This is a genomic window from Fusobacterium sp. FSA-380-WT-3A, from assembly GCF_012843705.1.
Lineage (GTDB): Bacteria > Fusobacteriota > Fusobacteriia > Fusobacteriales > Fusobacteriaceae > Fusobacterium_B.
The window spans coordinates 17,210-36,098 of record NZ_JABAFQ010000018.1 but is presented as its reverse complement, the minus strand read 5'-3'; the positions used below and the strand labels follow the sequence as shown (position 1 = coordinate 36,098).

Here is an 18,889-nt window from a genome sequence, read left to right as displayed (position 1 = left end):
GACAAGATTAATTATACCTTAGAAATTAAAATATGTCAACATATTTTTAAAATATTTTTACATTTTTTTAAATTTTCTTTTATTTTCAATAACTTTTTCTTTGTAAAACAATTTTATATTTTGTAGTTTACAGAGAAACTGGAGATGATTAAACTTGATTTTAATTACTTTATTTAGATATATTATTTTTATTAATTTTAAGCTTTAAAGCTATTTTACTTTTATATTTTATGATTTATAAGAAATTTAAATTGATTTTTATATACTTTTTTAGATGTGTTATTTTTTATTGATTTTAAATTTTAAAATTATTTTGCTTTTATAATTTTATGGTCTATAAAAAAATTAAAGATGATAAGGAATATTTATTGATGTATTTTTAAAAAAATTATTTTTAGATACATTTTTTATATTTTATATGTTTCTTATATTTGATATTATAAATATTTTTATGACAAATTTTTATGAATTAGTTATAGAGATAATTTTATTTATTAGTATCTTTTTTCCTTTATAACAGGTAAATTAGATAAAGATTATTATAGAATTTTTAAAAATATCATTGGATAATTTTAAATAATTTTTTTTGATATAACTTCTGATATAATTGATTTATTTAAAAAATTTAATTTATGTTTTTATTATTACAAAATTGATTACTATTAAAAATATAATTATATTTTATAATATTTCATAATAAAATTTTTTATTTTAATTTTTAGACATAATTGATTTAAATACAAGAGTATTAAACATTTTAATTATATAGAATCTAAGAAGGAATTTTTAAATTATTTTTTGTATAGTAATTTTATTTTAAAATGATAAATTTAATTTTTTTGTAGAGTAAATTATGAAAATTATTATATTTATGTAAATATTTTCATTACAATAACATACTATTTTCTGACTAAAATATAAATTATATTTTTATTATTCAATAAATTTATGTAAAATAAAAAAATTTTAACTTATTTTTATAGAGTAGTTTTATTTTAAAACAAAAAAACATTTCTATATTATGAAAATATTTTCATTCTAATTTGATATTGTTTTTTTATTAAGTTAGTAAGTTATATTTTGTTTATATTTTTTATGTTTTAATTGTTTATATCATCTTATCTATTAAAAAATTCCTTAAAATACAATATCAAAATTTTTTATCTTTCTAAAATATACCTGATAATAAAAAACTACATTCTTATTTTGAATATAGAATGTAGTTTTTTATTATATTTTATTTCATTAATTTTTTATGTTTTAATTATTGAAAGTTTTATTTAGATATATATCGAGTATTTTAGATTTTTTATATATTAACATAATTATTCACATATTTTTTGTGATAAAGTAACTCTACCAAATACAAATTTTTCTGATAAATATACTGTTAATCCATTTAAGACAAAAGCTGGTAATATTTCATATAGATAATTTCCTAGTCCAGATAATTTCCAGAAAATTATTACTAGAACTCCCACTAACATTCCTGTGAAAACACTTTTCCAATTTAATTTTTCACAATATAAAGTCATTAATATAGCTGGTCCAAAAGCTCCTCCAAATCCTCCCCAAGCATATGAAACCATAGATAAGATTTGAGAATTTGTATCCATAGCTATTATTGTAGCTATAACTGAAATAAGTATTATTCCTATTCTCCCTGTCCACATAATTTCTTTTTCTGAAGCATCTTTTTTAATATATCTATAAAAATCCTCTGATAATGTAGAGGCTGACACTAAAAGTTGTGAATCGATAGTGGACATAATAGCTGATAATATAGCTGCTAACATAACTCCACCTACCCAAGGATTAAATAGCATATTAATCATATAAATAAATATTTTTTCTGAGTCTCCACCTATTTTTGAAACATCGGTAAATAATCCTATTCCTGTAATTCCAATAGCAACAGCTCCAATCAAAGAAATAATAACCCATAACATAGCTATAACTCTAGCCTTTTTTAATTCATATAGATTTTTTACACTCATAAATCTAACTAAGATATGAGGTTGTCCAAAGTATCCTAATCCCCAAGCTAAAGCTGAAATAATACCTAGTATTCCTATATGGCTTCCATGAAATAAACTTAAAGATATATTTCTAGATTGTGAAATAGTTTGGATATTTTCTACTCCCCCACCAACAAAATAAGCTAATATAGGAACTATTAAAATAGCTAAAAACATTAAAGTTCCTTGGAAAAAGTCTGTCCAACAACAAGCTAAGTATCCACCCATAAAAGTATAGAAAACTATAGTTCCAACTCCTATTAATATAGCTAATTTATAATCTATTCCTAATATACTAGAAAATAATTTTCCAGCTGCTACTATTCCAGAAGATGAATAGATTGTAAAGAAAAATAAAATTACTATAGCTGAGAATATTCTGATAGTACCTGTATCGTCTCCTAATTTTTTACTTAAGAAATTAGGTAGTGTCATACTATCTGTTTCTTCTGTTTGAACTCTTAATTTTGGAGCAAGAATTTTCCAATTTAGATAAGTTCCTAAAGTAAGTCCTATAGCTGTCCAAGTTTGACTCATCCCTGTCATATATACAGCTCCTGGTAATCCCATCAATAACCAACCACTCATGTCACTAGCTTGAGCTGATAGAGCTGTAACCCATGAACCCATTCCTCTACCACCTAAAACATAATCTTCAGCTGTCTCAGTTTTTTTATAAAAATAAATTCCTACTGCCATTAAAAATATTAAATAAATCACAAAAGTTATTAAAGTTTCTATTGTTGCCATATTATCCTCCATATATTTTAAAAATTTTATTTACTCAGGGTATCTATATTTACTATTCCTTTTATTCTCGGGACTTTTAACATCTATTTTTCACCTCTTTTTCTTAAAAAACAAAAAGCCATTTAGAAATACATCTAAATGGCTTTATAATAATGAAATAAACATTTGTTTTCAATAGCCATAGATGCAAACCTCAGCACAATAAGGATTTGCATCTATGATAACTAAATCATTAATGCAAATCCACTCTAGGTACTGTGGGGTTAACATCAGCTATTAAAAATCTTTTCATGTTTATCTCCTTTCATTTTAATTTTATGGAAATATTATATCAGTTTTTTTCTAAAAGTCAAGAAATTATTATATAAACAAATGACTTTTTAAATATTATTTTATTAAATATATTTTTATAATAAATTTTTTATTATAACATATAATAATTTTTATACCTAAAAGGAATTTTTTGAGGCTTTCTTTTTCTTAATAACCATAGATTTTAATTTTTTTATTAACTTAATATTTTTATAAAAATTTCTATTTTATCATATAATAATTTTTATACCTAAAAGGAATTTTTTGGGGCTTTCTTTTTCTTAAATAACCATAAATTTTAAATTTTTTTATTAACTTAATATTTTTATAAAAATTTCTATTTTATCATATAATAATTTTTATACCTAAAAGGAATTTTTTGAGGCTTTCTTTTTCTTAAATAACCATAAATTTTAAATTTTTTTATTAACTTAATATTTTTATAAAAATTTCTATTTTATCATATAATAATTTTTATACCTAAAAGGAATTTTTTGGGGCTTTCTTTTTCTTAAATAACCATAGATTTTAATTTTCTTTATTAACTTAACATTTTTATAAAAATTTCTATTTTATCATATAATAATTTTTATACCTAAAAGGAATTTTTTGAGGCTTTCTTTTTCTTAAATAACCATAGATTTTAAATTTTCTTTATTAACTTAATATTTTTATAAAAATTTCTATTTTATCATATAATAATTTTTATACCTAAAAGGAATATTTTTTGGTTTTATTTTTTTCTTTTAAAGAAATCTTTAAAAGATTTTTTATTGGCATCTCTCATTTGTTTTTCTTCTCTTTGTTGATTTCTATAATTTGACCAATTAGGGTCATTTTTCATATTTTTCTTAAGTTGACTCATATATCTGTATGTAGCCTTAGCTGAATTATATCTGTAAACAATATTATTTTTAGCATCTCTAACAGTGTCAACAAACCCAATAAAAAAGCTTGTAATATTATTTCCTATTAAAGAAAATCTAGTAGCTTTATATATATGTCCACAAGAAGGACATTTAAACTTTGCTGGTTTATTAATTATTCTCATCTTTTTTTTACAGTTTGGACATTTTATTGTAAGTTTTCTCATTATGTATTTCTCCCTTTTATTTTTATTCATCAAAATTTAGAACTATAGTTTTTCTATTTGTTTTTAGTTTTCTATATTTTACCCCTGACATATCAAGCATTTTTTTTGAGGCTATATCTGTAGGGGTCCCACTATATTTTTCTGATAAAAACACTATCTCTTTTATCCCACTTTGAATTATAGCTTTGGCACACTCATTACATGGGAAAAGAGCTACATATAAAGTACAACCTTTTAAACTCTTTGTACTGTTAAGTATGGCGTTTAATTCAGCATGACAAACATAAGGATATTTTGTTTCTAAAAAATCCCCCTCTCTATCCCAAGGAAGTTCATCATCATTACAACCTAAAGGAAGTCCATTATATCCTACACCAACTATTTTTTTATCCTCAGTAACAATACAAGCTCCTACTTGAGTTCCTGGGTCTTTGCTTCTCTTACCTGAAAGTAAAGCAACTCCCATAAAATATTCATCCCAACTTATATAATCTTCTCTTTTCAAAGTTTACCTCCAATAATAACTTGAAATTTGTTCTCTTTAAGATTATCATACATTATTTTCATGATTTTTCAAGTTTTTTTTAGATTTTTTTATTTTTCTATTGACAAATATCTTTTTTTATTATATCATAGCACAAACAAATAAATAATCCATCAAGAGAAACTGAGGGACTGGCCCTGTGATGTTTCAGCAACCTACTATTTTGGTGTGGTGCTAATTCCAGATAGATGGCGATGACCAATAAACAATCGCAATATCCTCTAAGTTATCTTGATGTAGATAATTTAGAGTTTTTTTTTACAATTTTATTTTACACAATCAAAGAAAAGAGGGATGTTAAATGATTTATATTAAGAATGCTAACAAAATATATCCTAATGGTCTTCATGCTGTAAAAAATGTCAATTTACATATTAGTAAAGGAGATATTTTCGGAATAATTGGACTTAGTGGAGCTGGAAAATCATCTCTTATTAGGCTCTTAAACAGACTTGAAGAGCCTACTAGTGGAGAGATAATAATAGATGGAGTGAATATAGTTTCTCTTGGAAAACAAGAATTACTTGAAAAAAGAAAGAAAATTGGAATGATATTCCAACATTTCAACCTTTTATCTTCAAGAACAGTAGGAGAAAATATAGCTTTTGCTCTTGAAATAGCTAATTGGAATAAAAAAGATATAGATAAAAGAGTAGATGAACTTTTAGAGCTTGTAGAACTTTCTGAAAAGAAAAATTCTTATCCTAGCCAATTAAGTGGGGGACAAAAACAAAGGGTAGCCATAGCTAGAGCCTTGGCAAACAACCCTGAAATATTACTTTCAGATGAGGCAACTTCAGCCTTAGACCCTAAAACTACAAAATCTATTCTTGAACTTATAAAAAATATTCAAAAGAAACTTGGACTTACTGTAGTTATGATAACTCACCAAATGGAAGTTATAAGAGATATTTGTAATAAAGTCGCTGTTATGGCCAATGGAGAAATTGTGGAAACTGGTGGAGTACACCATATTTTCTCTGCTCCTCAAGCTGATATAACAAAAGAGTTAATTTCTAATCTTCCTAACGATAACCAAACTACTGTTGAATTGGTTAAGAGAGAGGGAAAAAGTATCATTAAACTTAAATTCCTTGGTTCTATAGCTGAAGAACCTATACTTTCAAAAGCTATTAAGAAATTTGATATAGACTTTAGTATAATTGGAGGTTCTATTGAAAATCTTTCTACTATGCAAGTAGGGCACTTATTTATAGAACTTTCTGGACATTTAGATGAACAAAAAGATGCTATAAATTGGTTCAAAGAAGAGGGAGTTTTTGTGGAGGTGATATACGATGGTATTTAATATGATTCTTACTTCAACTTTAGAGACTTTATACATGGTATTCTTCTCAACTATATTTTCAATGGCAATAGGATTTCCAATCGGTATTCTTTTAGTAGTAACTAGACAAGGAAGTATTTTAGAAAAACCAACTTTAAATAGATTTTTAGAAATTTGTATCAATACTTTAAGGTCTTTCCCATTTATTATTCTTATGATTTGTGTATTTCCACTTTCAAGAATAATAGTTGGTACAACTATAGGGGTAACAGCTGCTATAGTACCTCTTTCAATATCAGCAGCTCCTTTTGTGGCTAGAATGGTTGAGGGAGCTTTAAGTGAAATTGACAAAGGGCTTATTGAGGCAAGTTCTAGTATGGGAGCAAGTAACTTCACTATAATATTTAAAGTTATGATTCCTGAAACTTTACCTCATCTAATCCATGGTCTTACTGTTACAGTTATAAATCTTATTGGATATTCAGCTATGGCTGGTACAATAGGAGCTGGAGGACTTGGAGATTTAGCTATAAGATTTGGATACCAAAGATTTAAAACTGATATTATGATTTACTCTGTAATAGTTATTATAATTTTAGTTCAACTTATTCAATCTTTTGGAAACTATCTAGTATATAGAATTAAAAAAAATAGATAATATTTAATTATATAAAAATTTTAAGGAGATGATGTTTATGAAAAAAAACTTTAGACTACTTGCTTTAACTGGATTACTTTCATTAGCTCTTGGAGCTACTTCTTTTGGGGCTACTTTAAAAGTAGGAGCAACTCCTGTACCTCATGCTGAAATATTAGAAGTTGTTAAACCTGAACTAGCAAAAGAGGGAATCGAACTTAAAATAGTAGAGTTTACTGACTATGTAACTCCTAACCTAGCTTTAAATGATGGGGAGTTAGACGCTAACTTCTTCCAACATTATCCTTATTTAGAAAAATTTGCTGAAGAAAGAAAATTAGATTTAGCTAATGCTGGAAATGTCCATGTAGAACCATTAGGGCTATTCTCTAAAAAATACTCTTCACTTGATGATATTAAAAAAGGGGCAACTGTGGCTATACCTAATGACCCATCTAATGGTGGAAGAGCTTTAATACTTCTTCACAACAATGGAATTATAACTTTAAAAGACCCTACAAATCTTTATTCAACAGAGTTTGATATAGCTAAAAATCCTAAGAAATTAAAATTTAAACCTTTAGAAGCTGCTCAATTACCTCGTGTTTTAACTGATATAGATTTCGCTGTAATAAATGGAAACTTCGCTATGGAAGGTGGATTAAATCCTACTAAAGATGCTTTGGTAATAGAAGGTAAAGAGTCTCCATATGCTAATATTATAGCTGTAAGAACAAAAGATTTAGATAAACCTGAAATAAAATCTCTTGTAAAAGCTCTACAATCAGAAAAAGTAGCTGATTTTATAGAGGAAAAATATAATGGTTCAGTTGTTAAAGCTTTCTAGTTATCTCTAATAGCTAGAAAAAACTTTATTTTTTAAGTTTGACCATACATTCTTTATGTTACAAAAAATTAAAGACCCTTAGGGGTCTTTTTATTAACAAAAATATAGACTATCATTAAAAAAAATAATATAATAATTTTAAAGAATATCATAATTATTTTTTAGGGGTGGAGATATGTTTGAACAATTTTTTACTAATATTGATTTGGGAACTTTTCTATTTTTAGGAGTGGCTTGTTTTATCGCTGCTTTTATTGACGCCGTGGCTGGTGGTGGAGGATTAATAACTGTTCCAGCTTATTTAGCTTCTGGGTTACCAGCTCATATTGCTTTGGGAACTAATAAAGTTTCCTCTAGTATAGGTACTGTGGCTAGTAGTCTTAAATTTGCTACTTCTGGTAAAGTAAATAAAGAAATGGTTAAAAGAATGATTCCTTTTTCTTTTGTTGGAGCTCTTATGGGAGTTAGAACTGTTGTTTTAATAGATTCTAAATATCTATATCCAATAGCTATTGTGTTGTTACTATTAGTTCTTATCTACACTCTTATAAATAAAAAAATGGGAGAGGAAAATAATTTCACAGGGCTTAATAAAATAAATATTCGTAATGGAAAATTAATGGCTTTTATAATGGGATTCTATGATGGGTTTTTTGGGCCTGGTACAGGTTCATTTATAATTTTTGCACTAATAAAAATTTTCAAATTAGATTTTACTAATGCCAGTGGAAACGCCAAAATTTTAAATTTAACAAGTAATCTAGCCAGTATGATTTTATTTATCTATTTAGGAAAGGTAAATTTCTTTTATTCGATACCAATAGGAATAATTATGGTTTTTGGAGCCACTTTAGGAGCTAAGGTAGCTGTTAGTAAAGGAACTTCATTTATCAAACCAATATTCTTAGTTGTAACTACTATTGTTTTAGTAAAAATGATATTGGAATCTATGTTTGGAGTAGATGTAGTAGGATTTTTAAAAGAATTAATCTTAAGTATATTATAAGAAATTATAAAAAGGACTGTTACAAAAGTTTTGTAACAGTCTTTTTATTTTAATTATTATTTTCGATTTTACTAATATCTAGTCCAACACTTTTAGCTGCTTTTTTAAAATCATCTAATAAAGGAGCTATAGCTGTCATCTCTATATTTTTTGTTGGATGAGTAAATTTTAAACTATAGGAGTGTAACATCTGTCTATTTGCTCCGTCATTTCCACTTCCATAAGTACTATCCCCCATTATTGGATGATTTAAATATTTCATATGAACTCTTATTTGGTGAGTTCTTCCTGTTTCTATTCTAACTTTTACTAAAGAGTGGTTTTTACTTTCATCTAAAACTTCATAATTAGAAATAGCTATTTTTCCACTTTCCTCTACAACAGACATTTTTTTTCTATCTCTTGGGTCTCTACCAATAAGAGTTTCAATTCTTCCACTTTTCTCTTTAAAAATTCCTTTAGCTATACAAACATAAGTTTTTTCTAAAGTTTTTTCTTTAAACATCTCTGATAGTTTTCCATGAGCCTCATCATTTTTGGCCACAACAATAATTCCACTTGTATCTTTATCTAGTCTATGAACTATCCCTGGTCTTATAACACCATTTATTGTTGATAAATCTTTTATATGATATAAAAGAGCATTTACCAAAGTTCCTGTATAATTTCCATGGGCTGGATGAACTACCATATTTGGAGCTTTATTGATTACTACAATATCATCATCTTGATAGATTATATTTAATGGAATATCCTCAGGGATTAAGTCCAATACCTCATCTTCTGGGATATTTACAATTATAGTTTCTGTTCCCTTTAATTTATTTCCACTTTTAGTAACTTTTTTCCCTTGAACTTCTACAAGTCCATTATCTATTATTTTTTGGATATATGTTCTAGTGGCATCTTCTATCAATTCATTTAAAAACTTATCTATTCTTTTTCCCTTGTCATTTTCATTAGCATGTATTGTTAGAGTTTCTTTTATTTCCATTCTCCACTCCTATTTTTAATTTATATATTTTTATTATAACATCTTTTACTAATTACTACAAAAACCAAAACAAATATTTATAAATAAAAAAAACTCTCTTTTCAGAGAGTTGATTCCTATAAAATGGCTGGGATGGCTGGATTCGAACCAACGCATAACGGAGTCAAAGTCCGTTGCCTTACCGCTTGGCGACATCCCAACAACATGGATAATTCTACCATAGGTTTTTGTATTTGTCAAACAATTTTTTATTTTTTTTACTTTTATATTGAAAATCAAGATTTTTTTCAATTTTTTTTATAAAATCTCTTTACTTTTTTAAAAAATTTTGTTATGCTTTCTCTAAATTGAAAACATTTGTCTTTAGAATACGGAATAATTTGAGAGGTGGAAAAATGAAAATTGCTTTACTTGGTTTTGGAACTGTTGGTAGTGGTGTTTATGAAATTTTACAAAAGGATAATTTCAAATATGATATTACTGTTGAAAAAATCCTTATAAAAGCCAATAGACAAATAACCTCTCCTATAATGACAAGAGAATTTTATAATATCTTAACAGATTCAAATATAGATACTATTGTGGAAGTTATGGGGGGAATAAATCCTGCTTTTGAATATATAGAAGCAGCTCTTAAAAGTGGAAAAAATGTAGTTACTTCTAATAAAGCAGTAGTTGCTAAACATCTTAAATATTTTACAGAGTTAGCTGAAAAAAATAAGGTAAAATTTTTGTATGAAGCCAGTGTAGGTGGGGGAGTTCATTGGATAGAATCAATAAAAAAAGTTAAGGCCATTGACGAAATCTCCTCTATAAGTGGAATTTTTAATGGAACTACTAATTTTATTCTATACAATATGAATAAATTTGGATATGAATTTGATGAGATATTAAAAAAGGCTCAAGAGCTAGGTTATGCTGAAAAAGACCCAACTGATGATATTGATGGTATTGATATTTTAAGAAAATTGATTATAAGTTCAAAATTAGCTTTTAATCATATATTTTCTGAAGATGATATACCTGTTTTTGGAATAAGAAATATAAAAAAATCTGATGTAGATTATTTCAATTCTATCAGTTTAACTGTAAAACTTATTGCAAAAACTGTATCTAAAGATAATAGGATAGTTGGTGTTATTGAGCCTGTTTTATTTGATTCTTCTGCTCTTGAGGGAAATATTCCTGAAAACTTTAATATTGGAACAATCGTTGGAGAATCAGTGGGAGAATTAAAATTCTATGGACAAGGAGCTGGAAAACTTCCTACAGGTAATGCAGTAGTACAAGACTTAATAAATATTATAAACAAAAATAAAGACCCTATGAAATATTGTAATAAAAGTTATGTTATTGACTACTCTCTAATTTGCAATAAATATTATTTAAGAGTTGATGAAAAATATTTCAATGAGGAAATAAATAAAATAATTGATAAAAAAGTTGGAAATAATATTTATATTACAAAGGAGATTCCTGTTAATACAATAAATGATTTGTTTAAAAAATATAATGTACAAGATGCTTTTTTTGCAAGATTTAATTAAAAAAATGAAATAAAATTTGAGGTGGATTTTTATGATAAAAGTAGCTAAATTTGGTGGTTCATCGGTAGCAGATAGCAATCAATTTAAAAAGGTAAAAGATATTATTTCAAGTGACGAAAAAAGACATATAGTTGTAGTGTCTGCTGGTGGGAAAAGATTTAAAGATGACAATAAAATCACAGATTTATTATATCTTTGTCACGCTCATATAAAATATAAAGTAAATTATGATTGGATAATGGCAACTATTGAAAGTAGATATAGAGAGATAAAAAATAGTTTAAACTTATCCGTTGACTTAGATAAAGAGTTTGACGAAATAAAAAAATTGATGAAATCAAATATTCCAGAAGACTTTTTAGTAAGTAGAGGGGAGTACCTAACAGCTAAACTTATGGCTGATTATTTGGGATATTCCTTTATTGATGCCAAAGATATTATCCATTTTCAATATGATGGTAAAGTAAATATGAAAAAAACAAAAGAGGCTATAGTTACAGCTATTGAAAAATGCCCTAAAGCTGTTATCCCTGGTTTTTATGGTTCTCTACCTAATGGAGATATAAAATTATTTTCAAGGGGTGGTTCTGATATTACAGGTTCTATTATGGCTAACTGTGTAGGAGCTGAACTTTATGAAAACTGGACTGATGTATCAGGTATTCTTATGGCTGACCCTAATATTATTAAAAATCCAAAACAAATTGAAATATTAACTTATAATGAATTAAGAGAATTATCATATATGGGAGCTGATGTATTGCATACTGATGCTGTTTATCCTGTAAAAATTGCTAATATTCCAATAAATATAAGAAATACAAATTGTCCAGAAAATAATGGAACTCTTATTGTAAATGAGGGAAGTGAGTTATTGGAAGAAAATAAGAAAAATATCATTACAGGGATTGCTGGTAGAAAGGATTTTACTTCAATATCTTTCTATAAAGATGGAATTTCTAATGAAATTGGTGCAATAAAAAGAGTTTTAGATATTTTTGAAAAATATGATTTAAATATTGAGCAAATTCCTACAGGAGTAGATACTTTCTCTGTGGTTGTTTCTACTAAATCTCTAAATGGAAAAGCTTTTGAACTAGTAACAGATATTAAAAATTATTGTAATATTGAAAATATCAAATTTAATGATGGAATAAGTTTTATATCTATTGTAGGTAGAAATATGGCAAAAACTCCTGGAATCTCTGGAAAAATATTTGGAGCAGTAGGAGATATGGGAATAAACATCAAAACTATTTCTCAAAGTCCAGATGAAATAAATATCATTATTGGAGTTGACAACAAGAACTTTAAAAAGACTATTGAAACTATTTACAATAAATTTATTGCTTAATAATCCTGTTAAAATAGATACGCAAGGGAGAGACTATTACAAAAATTGTGATAGTCTTTTTCTTTTAAATAAAAAAGAAGTTATTGTAAAAATTACAACAACTTCTTTATCCTCATAAAATAAAAAACTTATCTTCATAAAATATTTTTTATTCTTCAACTGGAGCTGCCTCTACTTCAGCCTCTCCTTCAGATTTTAAAACCTCATTATATTTAGCTATAACTGTTTCAGTTATTGCTTTTCTTAGGTCTAATGTAATTGGATGAGCTATGTCTTTATATTCTCCATCTGGCATTTTTCTTGAAGGCATGGCTACAAACATTCCCTTTTGTCCATCAATAATTTTTAGTCCATGAACAACAAAACATCCCTCAAATGTTACATCAGCATAAGCTTTTAATTTTGCATCATCTTCCCCTTTAACTGTTCTTAGTCTTACATCTGTAATTTTCATTTTAGCACCGTCCTTATTATGTATTATATAACTTATAAAAAATTGCATCTTGTTATATAGCAATCCTTAAAAGTCTTTAGTAGAATATCAATACATTTAGAGGTTACTTCTTTTTCACAAAGGATATAATAACAACTTCCACTCCCTGACATAAAAAGATTTACTTCCCCCATATTGTAACTCTTTTCTCTGAAATTTTGAATTTCTCTGTTGCTTATTAAAAGTCCTTGTTCTAGCATATTTTCGTTGTAAGTTATGACTTCTTTTAAATTATTTTCTTTTAAAGCTTCTACAATTTTATCTATATTAGCAAATTTTTTATTGGTTAATTTACCATACATCTCATAGGCTTCCTTTGTAGAAACTCCAAATTTTGGTTTTATAAGTATAATATCACAGTCTAAATTATTTTCTATCTCAATAAGTTTCTCCCCTATTCCTTGTACTCTACAAGGCTTATTTTTGATAAAAAACGGTATATCAGCTCCCACTTTTTTTCCAATATCCATAAGTTCTTCATCTGTAAAAGGTAGATTATGAAACTTATTTAACTCACGAAGAAAAAAACCTCCATTTGAGCTTCCCCCACCAAGTCCAGCTTCATGAGGAATATGTTTTTCTAAATAGATTGACACTTCCTCTGACTCAACTTGTAATCTCTCATAAAATCTTTTATAGACTTTGTAAAGGATATTAGATTCATCAGTAGGGATACTTTCAATATTAGATGTGATTTTTAACTTCCCTTTTTTATTTTTAAAATCTATAGTAAGTTTATCTGCAAGAGATATAGGAATCATTGTCATATCTAAATTATGATAACCATTTGGCAATCTCTCTATAATATTAAGTCCTATATTTATCTTTGCATTACTTTCTATTACCATTACTCTAGTATCTCCTCTTCACTACTTAAATCTATTTTTAATCCTGAACTTTCTAAGACACTTACTAAATCATTACTTTTATCTTTTGATACATTTCCTGTAGGAACTTCTAATATTTCAAATTTAAAATATTTGTCATAATATTCTATCTCTAAAATATCTCCCACTTTTACCTCTGTACTAGGTTTTGCAACTTTTCCGTTGATTTTAGCTTTCCCACCATCAACAACTACCTTTGCAATAGGTCTTCTTTTTATAATTCTACTAACTTTCAAAAACTTATCTAATCTCATTGTAAACACTCCTATATTTAAGTTATACCTTATTTTTTACATATGTCAACCCTTTTTATGTATTTTTTATCTTTTTTTAGCTTCATTCCAGAATTTATCCATCTCTTCAAGAGTTGAATTTTCTATATCACAGTTTTCTTCTATATATCTAAATCTCTTTTCAAATTTCTCATTTGTCTTTCTAAGAGCTTCAGAAGAATCTACTCCCAAATGTCTAGCATAGTTTGTTATAGCAAAAAGTAAATCTCCTATTTCCTCTTCAATATGTTCATAGTTATTTTCTTTTACTGCTTCTTCTACCTCTTTTATCTCCTCTTGAACTTTGGCATATACATCATCTATATTATCCCAATCAAAACCATATTTTTTAACTTTCTTTTGAATTTTTTGAGCTTTTAAAAGAGCTGGTAATCCTTTTGGGATTCCATCTAATATAGATTTTCTATTTTGATGCTCTTTCTCTGTTTTCTTTATCTCTTCCCAATTTTTTTCTACATCAGATACACTACTAACATCTATATTTCCAAATATATGAGGATGTCTTCTAATTAATTTTTCATTTATTTTTTGACAAATATCCTCAATAGTAAACTCTCCCTTTTCCTCTGCTATCTTTCCTTGAAAAATAATATGTAGAAGTACATCTCCTAACTCTCCACACAGCTCCTCTCCACCTTTATCCATAACATCTAAGGCTTCATAAACCTCTTCTAAAAATGGAGCTTTTAAACTTTCCCTTGTTTGCTCTCTATCCCAAGGACAACCATTGTCCCCTCTTAAAATATTTAAAGTTTCTACCAATTTATAAAACTCTTTCAATTTTACACCTCTTTTATTTTAATAAGTTCTTTTATATCTCTATTTCTTGGTATTCATTAAAAAATTCATCTATAGTTTTTTCGTAAAGAATAGAATTTTTTGTTTTTAATTTACATTTCCCTGTAGTAATCATTGTAAGGATTCTATCAAAATCAACTCTTTCAGGGATAAAGGTCATTGCATATTTATTTTTTTCTATTTCACTAATGGATTTTACACCAATATCAGAGGCCTTTATTTTTATCTTTAGATTTTCAAAAAGTGTGGCAACCTCTTTTGGAGCTTTTCCAAATCTATCTTCTACCTCTCTAAATAGCTCCTCTATCTCTGGAACTGTTTTTAAGTCCATAGCCCTTTTATAAATATTGATTTTTTCAAACTCCTCTATATAAGTAGCTGGGATATATCCATTTTCTAAGAAGTCTATTGTAATATCTCCCTTGTCTTTGTATTCTCCCCTTTGTTTTTCCATTTCCTCTTGTAAAAGTTTTAGATACAAATTATATCCAAAAGTTTCCAAAGCTCCATGTTGCTTTTCTCCTAAAATCTCTCCAGCACCACGAATATTCATATCCTCTAAAGATAGATTAAATCCACCACCTAAACCTTTTAAATTCTCTATACTTTCTTTTCTAAGTTTAGTTTTCTTATTATATTTTCTATCTATATCATTTACTATATAGCAATAAGCCTTTCTCTTTCCTCTTCCTACTCTACCTCTAAGTTGATAAATTTGAGAAAGTCCCAATTTTTCAATTCCCTCTATAATAATAGTATTAGCATTTTCTATATCAATTCCATTTTCTATTATTGTAGTAGTTAGTAATACGTCTACATCACCATTTTCAAATTCATGTAATATCTCTTTTATACTTTGAGGTGACATTCTACCATGAATATATTTTATTTTTATATATGGAGGAAGTAACTCTTTCAATTTTTTCTCTTTGTATTCCATTGAATAAACAGAGTTATAAATATAGAATACTTGCCCCTCTCTTCCAATTTCTTTCATTATAGCTTCTTTTATACTCTTATCATCACTATCTATAATAATATTTTCTATTGGAAGTCTGTTTGTAGGTGGTGTCTTTATAATAGATATATCTCTAATTCCTAAAAGAGCTAGGTTTAAAGTTCTTGGAATTGGTGTAGCTGTAAGGGTTAATAAATCTACATTTTCTTTCATAGTCTTTAATTTTTCTTTAGCTTTTACTCCAAATTTTTGTTCCTCATCAACTATTACCAAACCTAAATCGTTAAATTTTACATCATCTGATAAAAGTCTGTGAGTACCTATTACAATATCAACTCCACCTGTATAGATTTTCTTTAAAATCTCCTCTTGCTCTTTAGGTGTTTTTATTCTACTTAAAAGAGCTATATTTATTGGATAATTTTGAAATCTCTCTTTAAATCTTTCATAATGTTGGTCTGCCAAAACTGTGGTAGGTGTTAAAATTAATACCTGTTTATCATCAGCCACAGCCTTAAAAGTAGCTCTCATAGCTACCTCTGTCTTACCATATCCCACATCACCACAGATAATTCTATCCATAACTCTAGGGGACTCCATATCCTCTTTTACCATTTTTATAGCTTCTAATTGGTCTTTAGTTTCTGTATATGGGAATCCCTCTTCAAATTCCTCTTGCCATACTGTATCTTTAGAAAAGGCATATCCATAATTTCCCTGTCTACGAGCTTGTATTTTTATAAGCTCCTCAGCAAATTTTTTCATCTCCTCTTCTAATTTTTCTCTTTTTCTTTTGAATCCTCTTCTACCTAAATTATAAATCTCTGGAGTATTTCCCATATCATAGATATATTTCTCTATTCTGTTTAGGTTTTCAGTAGGGACATAAAGCTTGTCTTCTCCAGCATACTGAATTTTTAAATAGTCTTTTCCATCAATGGTTTCTATTCCTAAATATATTCCCACTCCAAAGGTTTCATGGATAATATAATCATTTTCTCTAATTTGATTGACATCACTATATCTTATTCCTCTTTTGTTAGTTGTTTCTTTCTTTACTTTTATCCCTTTTATCTCTCTATCTGTAAGGACTAATATATCATTATACTTAAACCCCTCATAGTGAGGATATTTTTCTATTTCAATATTTTTACAACCTTGGAAAATCTCATCATATCTTTTTTTCTCTTCTGAAAGAATTAAGATTTTTTGTTTTTTACTCTCCTTTTTTATAACCTCTAAATCTTCATACTTTTTAATTTTGTCAAAATCAAATCTTTTAGTTTCAATAGGTTTAAATTCCTCTAAGGCAGTATTAAAAATCTCTCTATATTTTTCCTCTCTATCTCTATCTTTTAAAATATACTCTTCTAGTTTATATCTAAGAATCTCTGTATTTTCTATAAATCTAAAATTAAAAGTAGTAGAAAATTTATCTACTAATTGGAAAAAAGAAAAATTTTTGTTTTTATTTTTGTTTATATACAATAATATTTTATCTTTTTCTCCAATACTTCTTTGGGTATAAGAATCAAATTCTGTTATTCTATCAATTTCATCTCCAAATAACTCAATTCTTATGGGGTTTTCCATATTTAATGGGTATATATCCAAAATGTCCCCTCTTATAGAGTATTCCATTTTATTTTCTATAATATAATTTTTGGTATATCCACTTTCAATTAGTTTTTCTTCTATATCTTTTAAGCTTAAACTATCTCCACAAGAAAAAGATAGAGCTTCCCCTCTATCTGTATATTCTCCCAATATTCCTTGTAGAGAGATTAGAATAATATAGTTTTTTTCATTTTTTAAGATTTCTAAAAGATTATAGTTTTTGTTGTAAATATCAAAGTCGTCATAAAAATCATCTATTGTAAGAATAGGATAATTATATATATCTTTTAGTGTGTAGTAATAATCTTCTATATTTTTATTTGATGAGGCTAAAAATATTATTCCCCCTTTTTTTTTGCTTAGGAAAAAGGGAAGTGAGCCTCTATATATGTCATCTATTTGTAAATTTTCAAATTTCACTTTAGCCTCTCCTCATTGTTTATTTTAATATATTATACCATATTATTTTTAATTTACTTAATATAAAAAAATATCATCTTTATTTATTCACACATCAAAAAATATTTTATTTTTATACAAGTTTATAATTTTAATTCCATTTATAAAACAATAAAATTAAAATATCTACATTTTTCCAAATTTCTATTGACAAATAAAAAAGTATAAGGTATTATGTATTAGGTATACCAAAAGGAGCGTGAAAAATGAAAATATCACTTATTCAACCTAATCTAATTTTAGGAGATGTTGATGAAAATTTTAAAATTATTGAAAATGAAATAATAAATGCAAGTAAAGAAAATCCTGATGTAATTGTTCTCCCTGAAATGTGGAATACATCTTTTTTTCCAGCAAATGTTATAGAACTTGCTGACAAAAATGGAAGTCGAACTAAGTCTTTACTATCTTCTCTTTCTAAAAAATTAAATGTTAATATTGTTGGTGGGTCTATTGCTAATTTAGAAAATAATGAACTTTTTAATACAGCTTTTATCTTTGATAGAAAAGGTAAAGAAATAGCTTCTTATAATAAAGTACATTTATTTTCTCCTTCAGGTGAAGATAATATTTTTAAAGCAGGAAATAAACTTTGTATTTTTGAATTAGATGGAATTAAATGTGGATTATGTATCTGCTATGATGTAAGATTTGTTGAATGGATAAGAAAAAATGCTTTAGAAGGAATTGAAATCTTCTTTCTTCCAGCTGCTTGGCCAGATAAAAGAGTTACCCATTGGGATATTCTAAATAGAGCAAGGGCTATTGAAAATCAAATGTTTGTAGTTTGTATAAATAGTGTTGGTGTCACTCCTACTATGAAATTTGGTGGACACAGTAGTATTATAGACCCTTGGGGAGAATATGTTATAACTCCTGATTCTAAAGAAGGAATTAAAACAGGAAATATTGACCTTTCTATAATAAGAAATATTAGAGAAAGTATAAATGTATTTAGAGATAGAAAACCAAAATTATATAAATTTTAAGGAGG

16 protein-coding genes, 1 tRNA gene and 1 riboswitch are annotated in these 18,889 nt (G+C 26.8%); of the genes, 7 read left to right on the top strand and 10 right to left on the bottom strand.

All coding sequences use genetic code 11. From position 1 onward, the window contains the following. Positions 1-1,325: 1,325 nt before the first annotated feature. From putP to HF862_RS08995, 3 genes are all read right to left on the bottom strand, one after another. The gene (gene putP, locus HF862_RS09005; protein ID WP_170187535.1) at positions 1,326-2,768 is read right to left on the bottom strand and encodes a sodium/proline symporter PutP; all 1,443 of its coding nucleotides are present in this window, start codon (positions 2,766-2,768) and stop codon (positions 1,326-1,328) included. 1,045 nt (positions 2,769-3,813) lie between these two features. Then, a complete protein-coding gene (locus HF862_RS09000; protein ID WP_170187534.1) occupies positions 3,814-4,173 on the bottom strand; it encodes a hypothetical protein in 360 nt (119 codons plus the stop codon). Positions 4,174-4,195: 22 nt separating this feature from the next. After that, the gene (locus HF862_RS08995) at positions 4,196-4,639 is read right to left on the bottom strand and encodes a deaminase (RefSeq protein ID WP_240934810.1); all 444 of its coding nucleotides are present in this window, start codon (positions 4,637-4,639) and stop codon (positions 4,196-4,198) included. A gap of 185 nt (positions 4,640-4,824) precedes the next feature. Further along, positions 4,825-4,912, top strand: a riboswitch (SAM riboswitch). 106 nt (positions 4,913-5,018) lie between these two features. On the opposite strand from HF862_RS08995, the gene HF862_RS08990 reads away from it, so the two are divergent. The 4 genes from HF862_RS08990 (at position 5,019) to HF862_RS08975 (ending at position 8,495) form a co-directional block, all read left to right on the top strand. Further along, complete coding sequence (locus HF862_RS08990; protein ID WP_170187532.1) at positions 5,019-6,026, top strand: methionine ABC transporter ATP-binding protein; 1,008 nt, start codon at positions 5,019-5,021, stop codon at positions 6,024-6,026. Next, positions 6,016-6,663, top strand: coding sequence for a methionine ABC transporter permease (locus HF862_RS08985; RefSeq protein ID WP_170187531.1), 648 nt, complete (start codon positions 6,016-6,018; stop codon positions 6,661-6,663). The genes HF862_RS08990 and HF862_RS08985 overlap by 11 nt, the downstream gene beginning before the upstream one ends. Positions 6,664-6,700: 37 nt before the next feature. Beyond that, on the top strand, positions 6,701-7,489 hold the full coding sequence (locus tag HF862_RS08980; protein ID WP_206039074.1) for a MetQ/NlpA family ABC transporter substrate-binding protein: 789 nt from the start codon (positions 6,701-6,703) through the stop codon (positions 7,487-7,489). 175 nt (positions 7,490-7,664) lie between these two features. Further along, positions 7,665-8,495: a TSUP family transporter gene (locus HF862_RS08975; protein WP_170187530.1), complete on the top strand. Its 831-nt coding sequence runs from the start codon at positions 7,665-7,667 to the stop codon at positions 8,493-8,495. Between the two features lie 49 nt (positions 8,496-8,544). Here the strand turns inward: HF862_RS08975 and HF862_RS08970 are convergent, their stop codons facing one another. Both HF862_RS08970 and HF862_RS08965 read right to left on the bottom strand, forming a co-directional pair. Then, a complete protein-coding gene (locus tag HF862_RS08970; protein ID WP_170187529.1) occupies positions 8,545-9,489 on the bottom strand; it encodes an RluA family pseudouridine synthase in 945 nt (314 codons plus the stop codon). A 124-nt stretch (positions 9,490-9,613) separates the two neighbouring features. Next, positions 9,614-9,688, bottom strand: a tRNA-Gln gene (locus HF862_RS08965). A 196-nt stretch (positions 9,689-9,884) separates the two neighbouring features. Between HF862_RS08965 and HF862_RS08960 the strand changes: the two genes are divergently transcribed. Continuing rightward, entirely contained in the window at positions 9,885-11,036 is a 1,152-nt protein-coding gene (locus HF862_RS08960; RefSeq protein ID WP_170187528.1) for a homoserine dehydrogenase, read from the top strand. Between the two features lie 31 nt (positions 11,037-11,067). Then, positions 11,068-12,390: an aspartate kinase gene (locus HF862_RS08955; RefSeq protein ID WP_170187527.1), complete on the top strand. Its 1,323-nt coding sequence runs from the start codon at positions 11,068-11,070 to the stop codon at positions 12,388-12,390. 148 nt (positions 12,391-12,538) lie between these two features. Here the strand turns inward: HF862_RS08955 and spoVG are convergent, their stop codons facing one another. The 5 genes from spoVG to mfd form a co-directional block, all read right to left on the bottom strand. Beyond that, the gene (gene spoVG, locus HF862_RS08950) at positions 12,539-12,844 is read right to left on the bottom strand and encodes a septation regulator SpoVG (protein WP_170187526.1); all 306 of its coding nucleotides are present in this window, start codon (positions 12,842-12,844) and stop codon (positions 12,539-12,541) included. A gap of 32 nt (positions 12,845-12,876) precedes the next feature. After that, positions 12,877-13,731, bottom strand: coding sequence for a 4-(cytidine 5'-diphospho)-2-C-methyl-D-erythritol kinase (gene ispE, locus HF862_RS08945; protein WP_170187525.1), 855 nt, complete (start codon positions 13,729-13,731; stop codon positions 12,877-12,879). Next, positions 13,731-14,024 (bottom strand): RNA-binding S4 domain-containing protein, encoded by a 294-nt coding sequence (locus HF862_RS08940; RefSeq protein WP_027128623.1) that lies wholly within the window; start codon positions 14,022-14,024, stop codon positions 13,731-13,733. The genes ispE and HF862_RS08940 overlap by 1 nt, the downstream gene beginning before the upstream one ends. A gap of 66 nt (positions 14,025-14,090) precedes the next feature. Beyond that, positions 14,091-14,843 carry a nucleoside triphosphate pyrophosphohydrolase gene (gene mazG / locus HF862_RS08935; protein ID WP_170187524.1) on the bottom strand — a complete coding sequence of 251 codons (753 nt, stop codon included), beginning with the start codon at positions 14,841-14,843 and terminating at the stop codon, positions 14,091-14,093. A gap of 31 nt (positions 14,844-14,874) precedes the next feature. Next, positions 14,875-17,835: a transcription-repair coupling factor gene (gene mfd / locus HF862_RS08930; protein ID WP_170187537.1), complete on the bottom strand. Its 2,961-nt coding sequence runs from the start codon at positions 17,833-17,835 to the stop codon at positions 14,875-14,877. Positions 17,836-18,101: 266 nt separating this feature from the next. Here mfd and HF862_RS08925 point away from each other — a divergent pair, with 266 nt between their 5' ends. After that, positions 18,102-18,884 carry a carbon-nitrogen family hydrolase gene (locus tag HF862_RS08925; protein WP_170187523.1) on the top strand — a complete coding sequence of 261 codons (783 nt, stop codon included), beginning with the start codon at positions 18,102-18,104 and terminating at the stop codon, positions 18,882-18,884. Positions 18,885-18,889: the final 5 nt, after the last annotated feature.

Excerpts from the sequence above, each read along its gene's own strand:
- putP (WP_170187535.1), bottom strand. The coding sequence starts at position 2,768 with ATGGCAACAATAGAAACTTTAATAACTTTTGTGATTTATTTAATATTT.
- HF862_RS09000 (WP_170187534.1), bottom strand. The coding sequence starts at position 4,173 with ATGAGAAAACTTACAATAAAATGTCCAAACTGTAAAAAAAAGATGAGA.
- HF862_RS08995 (WP_240934810.1), bottom strand. The coding sequence starts at position 4,639 with ATGGGAGTTGCTTTACTTTCAGGTAAGAGAAGCAAAGACCCAGGAACT.
- HF862_RS08990 (WP_170187532.1), top strand. The coding sequence starts at position 5,019 with ATGATTTATATTAAGAATGCTAACAAAATATATCCTAATGGTCTTCAT.
- HF862_RS08985 (WP_170187531.1), top strand. The coding sequence starts at position 6,016 with ATGGTATTTAATATGATTCTTACTTCAACTTTAGAGACTTTATACATG.
- HF862_RS08980 (WP_206039074.1), top strand. The coding sequence starts at position 6,701 with ATGAAAAAAAACTTTAGACTACTTGCTTTAACTGGATTACTTTCATTA.
- HF862_RS08975 (WP_170187530.1), top strand. The coding sequence starts at position 7,665 with ATGTTTGAACAATTTTTTACTAATATTGATTTGGGAACTTTTCTATTT.
- HF862_RS08970 (WP_170187529.1), bottom strand. The coding sequence starts at position 9,489 with ATGGAAATAAAAGAAACTCTAACAATACATGCTAATGAAAATGACAAG.
- HF862_RS08960 (WP_170187528.1), top strand. The coding sequence starts at position 9,885 with ATGAAAATTGCTTTACTTGGTTTTGGAACTGTTGGTAGTGGTGTTTAT.
- HF862_RS08955 (WP_170187527.1), top strand. The coding sequence starts at position 11,068 with ATGATAAAAGTAGCTAAATTTGGTGGTTCATCGGTAGCAGATAGCAAT.
- spoVG (WP_170187526.1), bottom strand. The coding sequence starts at position 12,844 with ATGAAAATTACAGATGTAAGACTAAGAACAGTTAAAGGGGAAGATGAT.
- ispE (WP_170187525.1), bottom strand. The coding sequence starts at position 13,731 with ATGGTAATAGAAAGTAATGCAAAGATAAATATAGGACTTAATATTATA.
- HF862_RS08940 (WP_027128623.1), bottom strand. The coding sequence starts at position 14,024 with ATGAGATTAGATAAGTTTTTGAAAGTTAGTAGAATTATAAAAAGAAGA.
- HF862_RS08925 (WP_170187523.1), top strand. The coding sequence starts at position 18,102 with ATGAAAATATCACTTATTCAACCTAATCTAATTTTAGGAGATGTTGAT.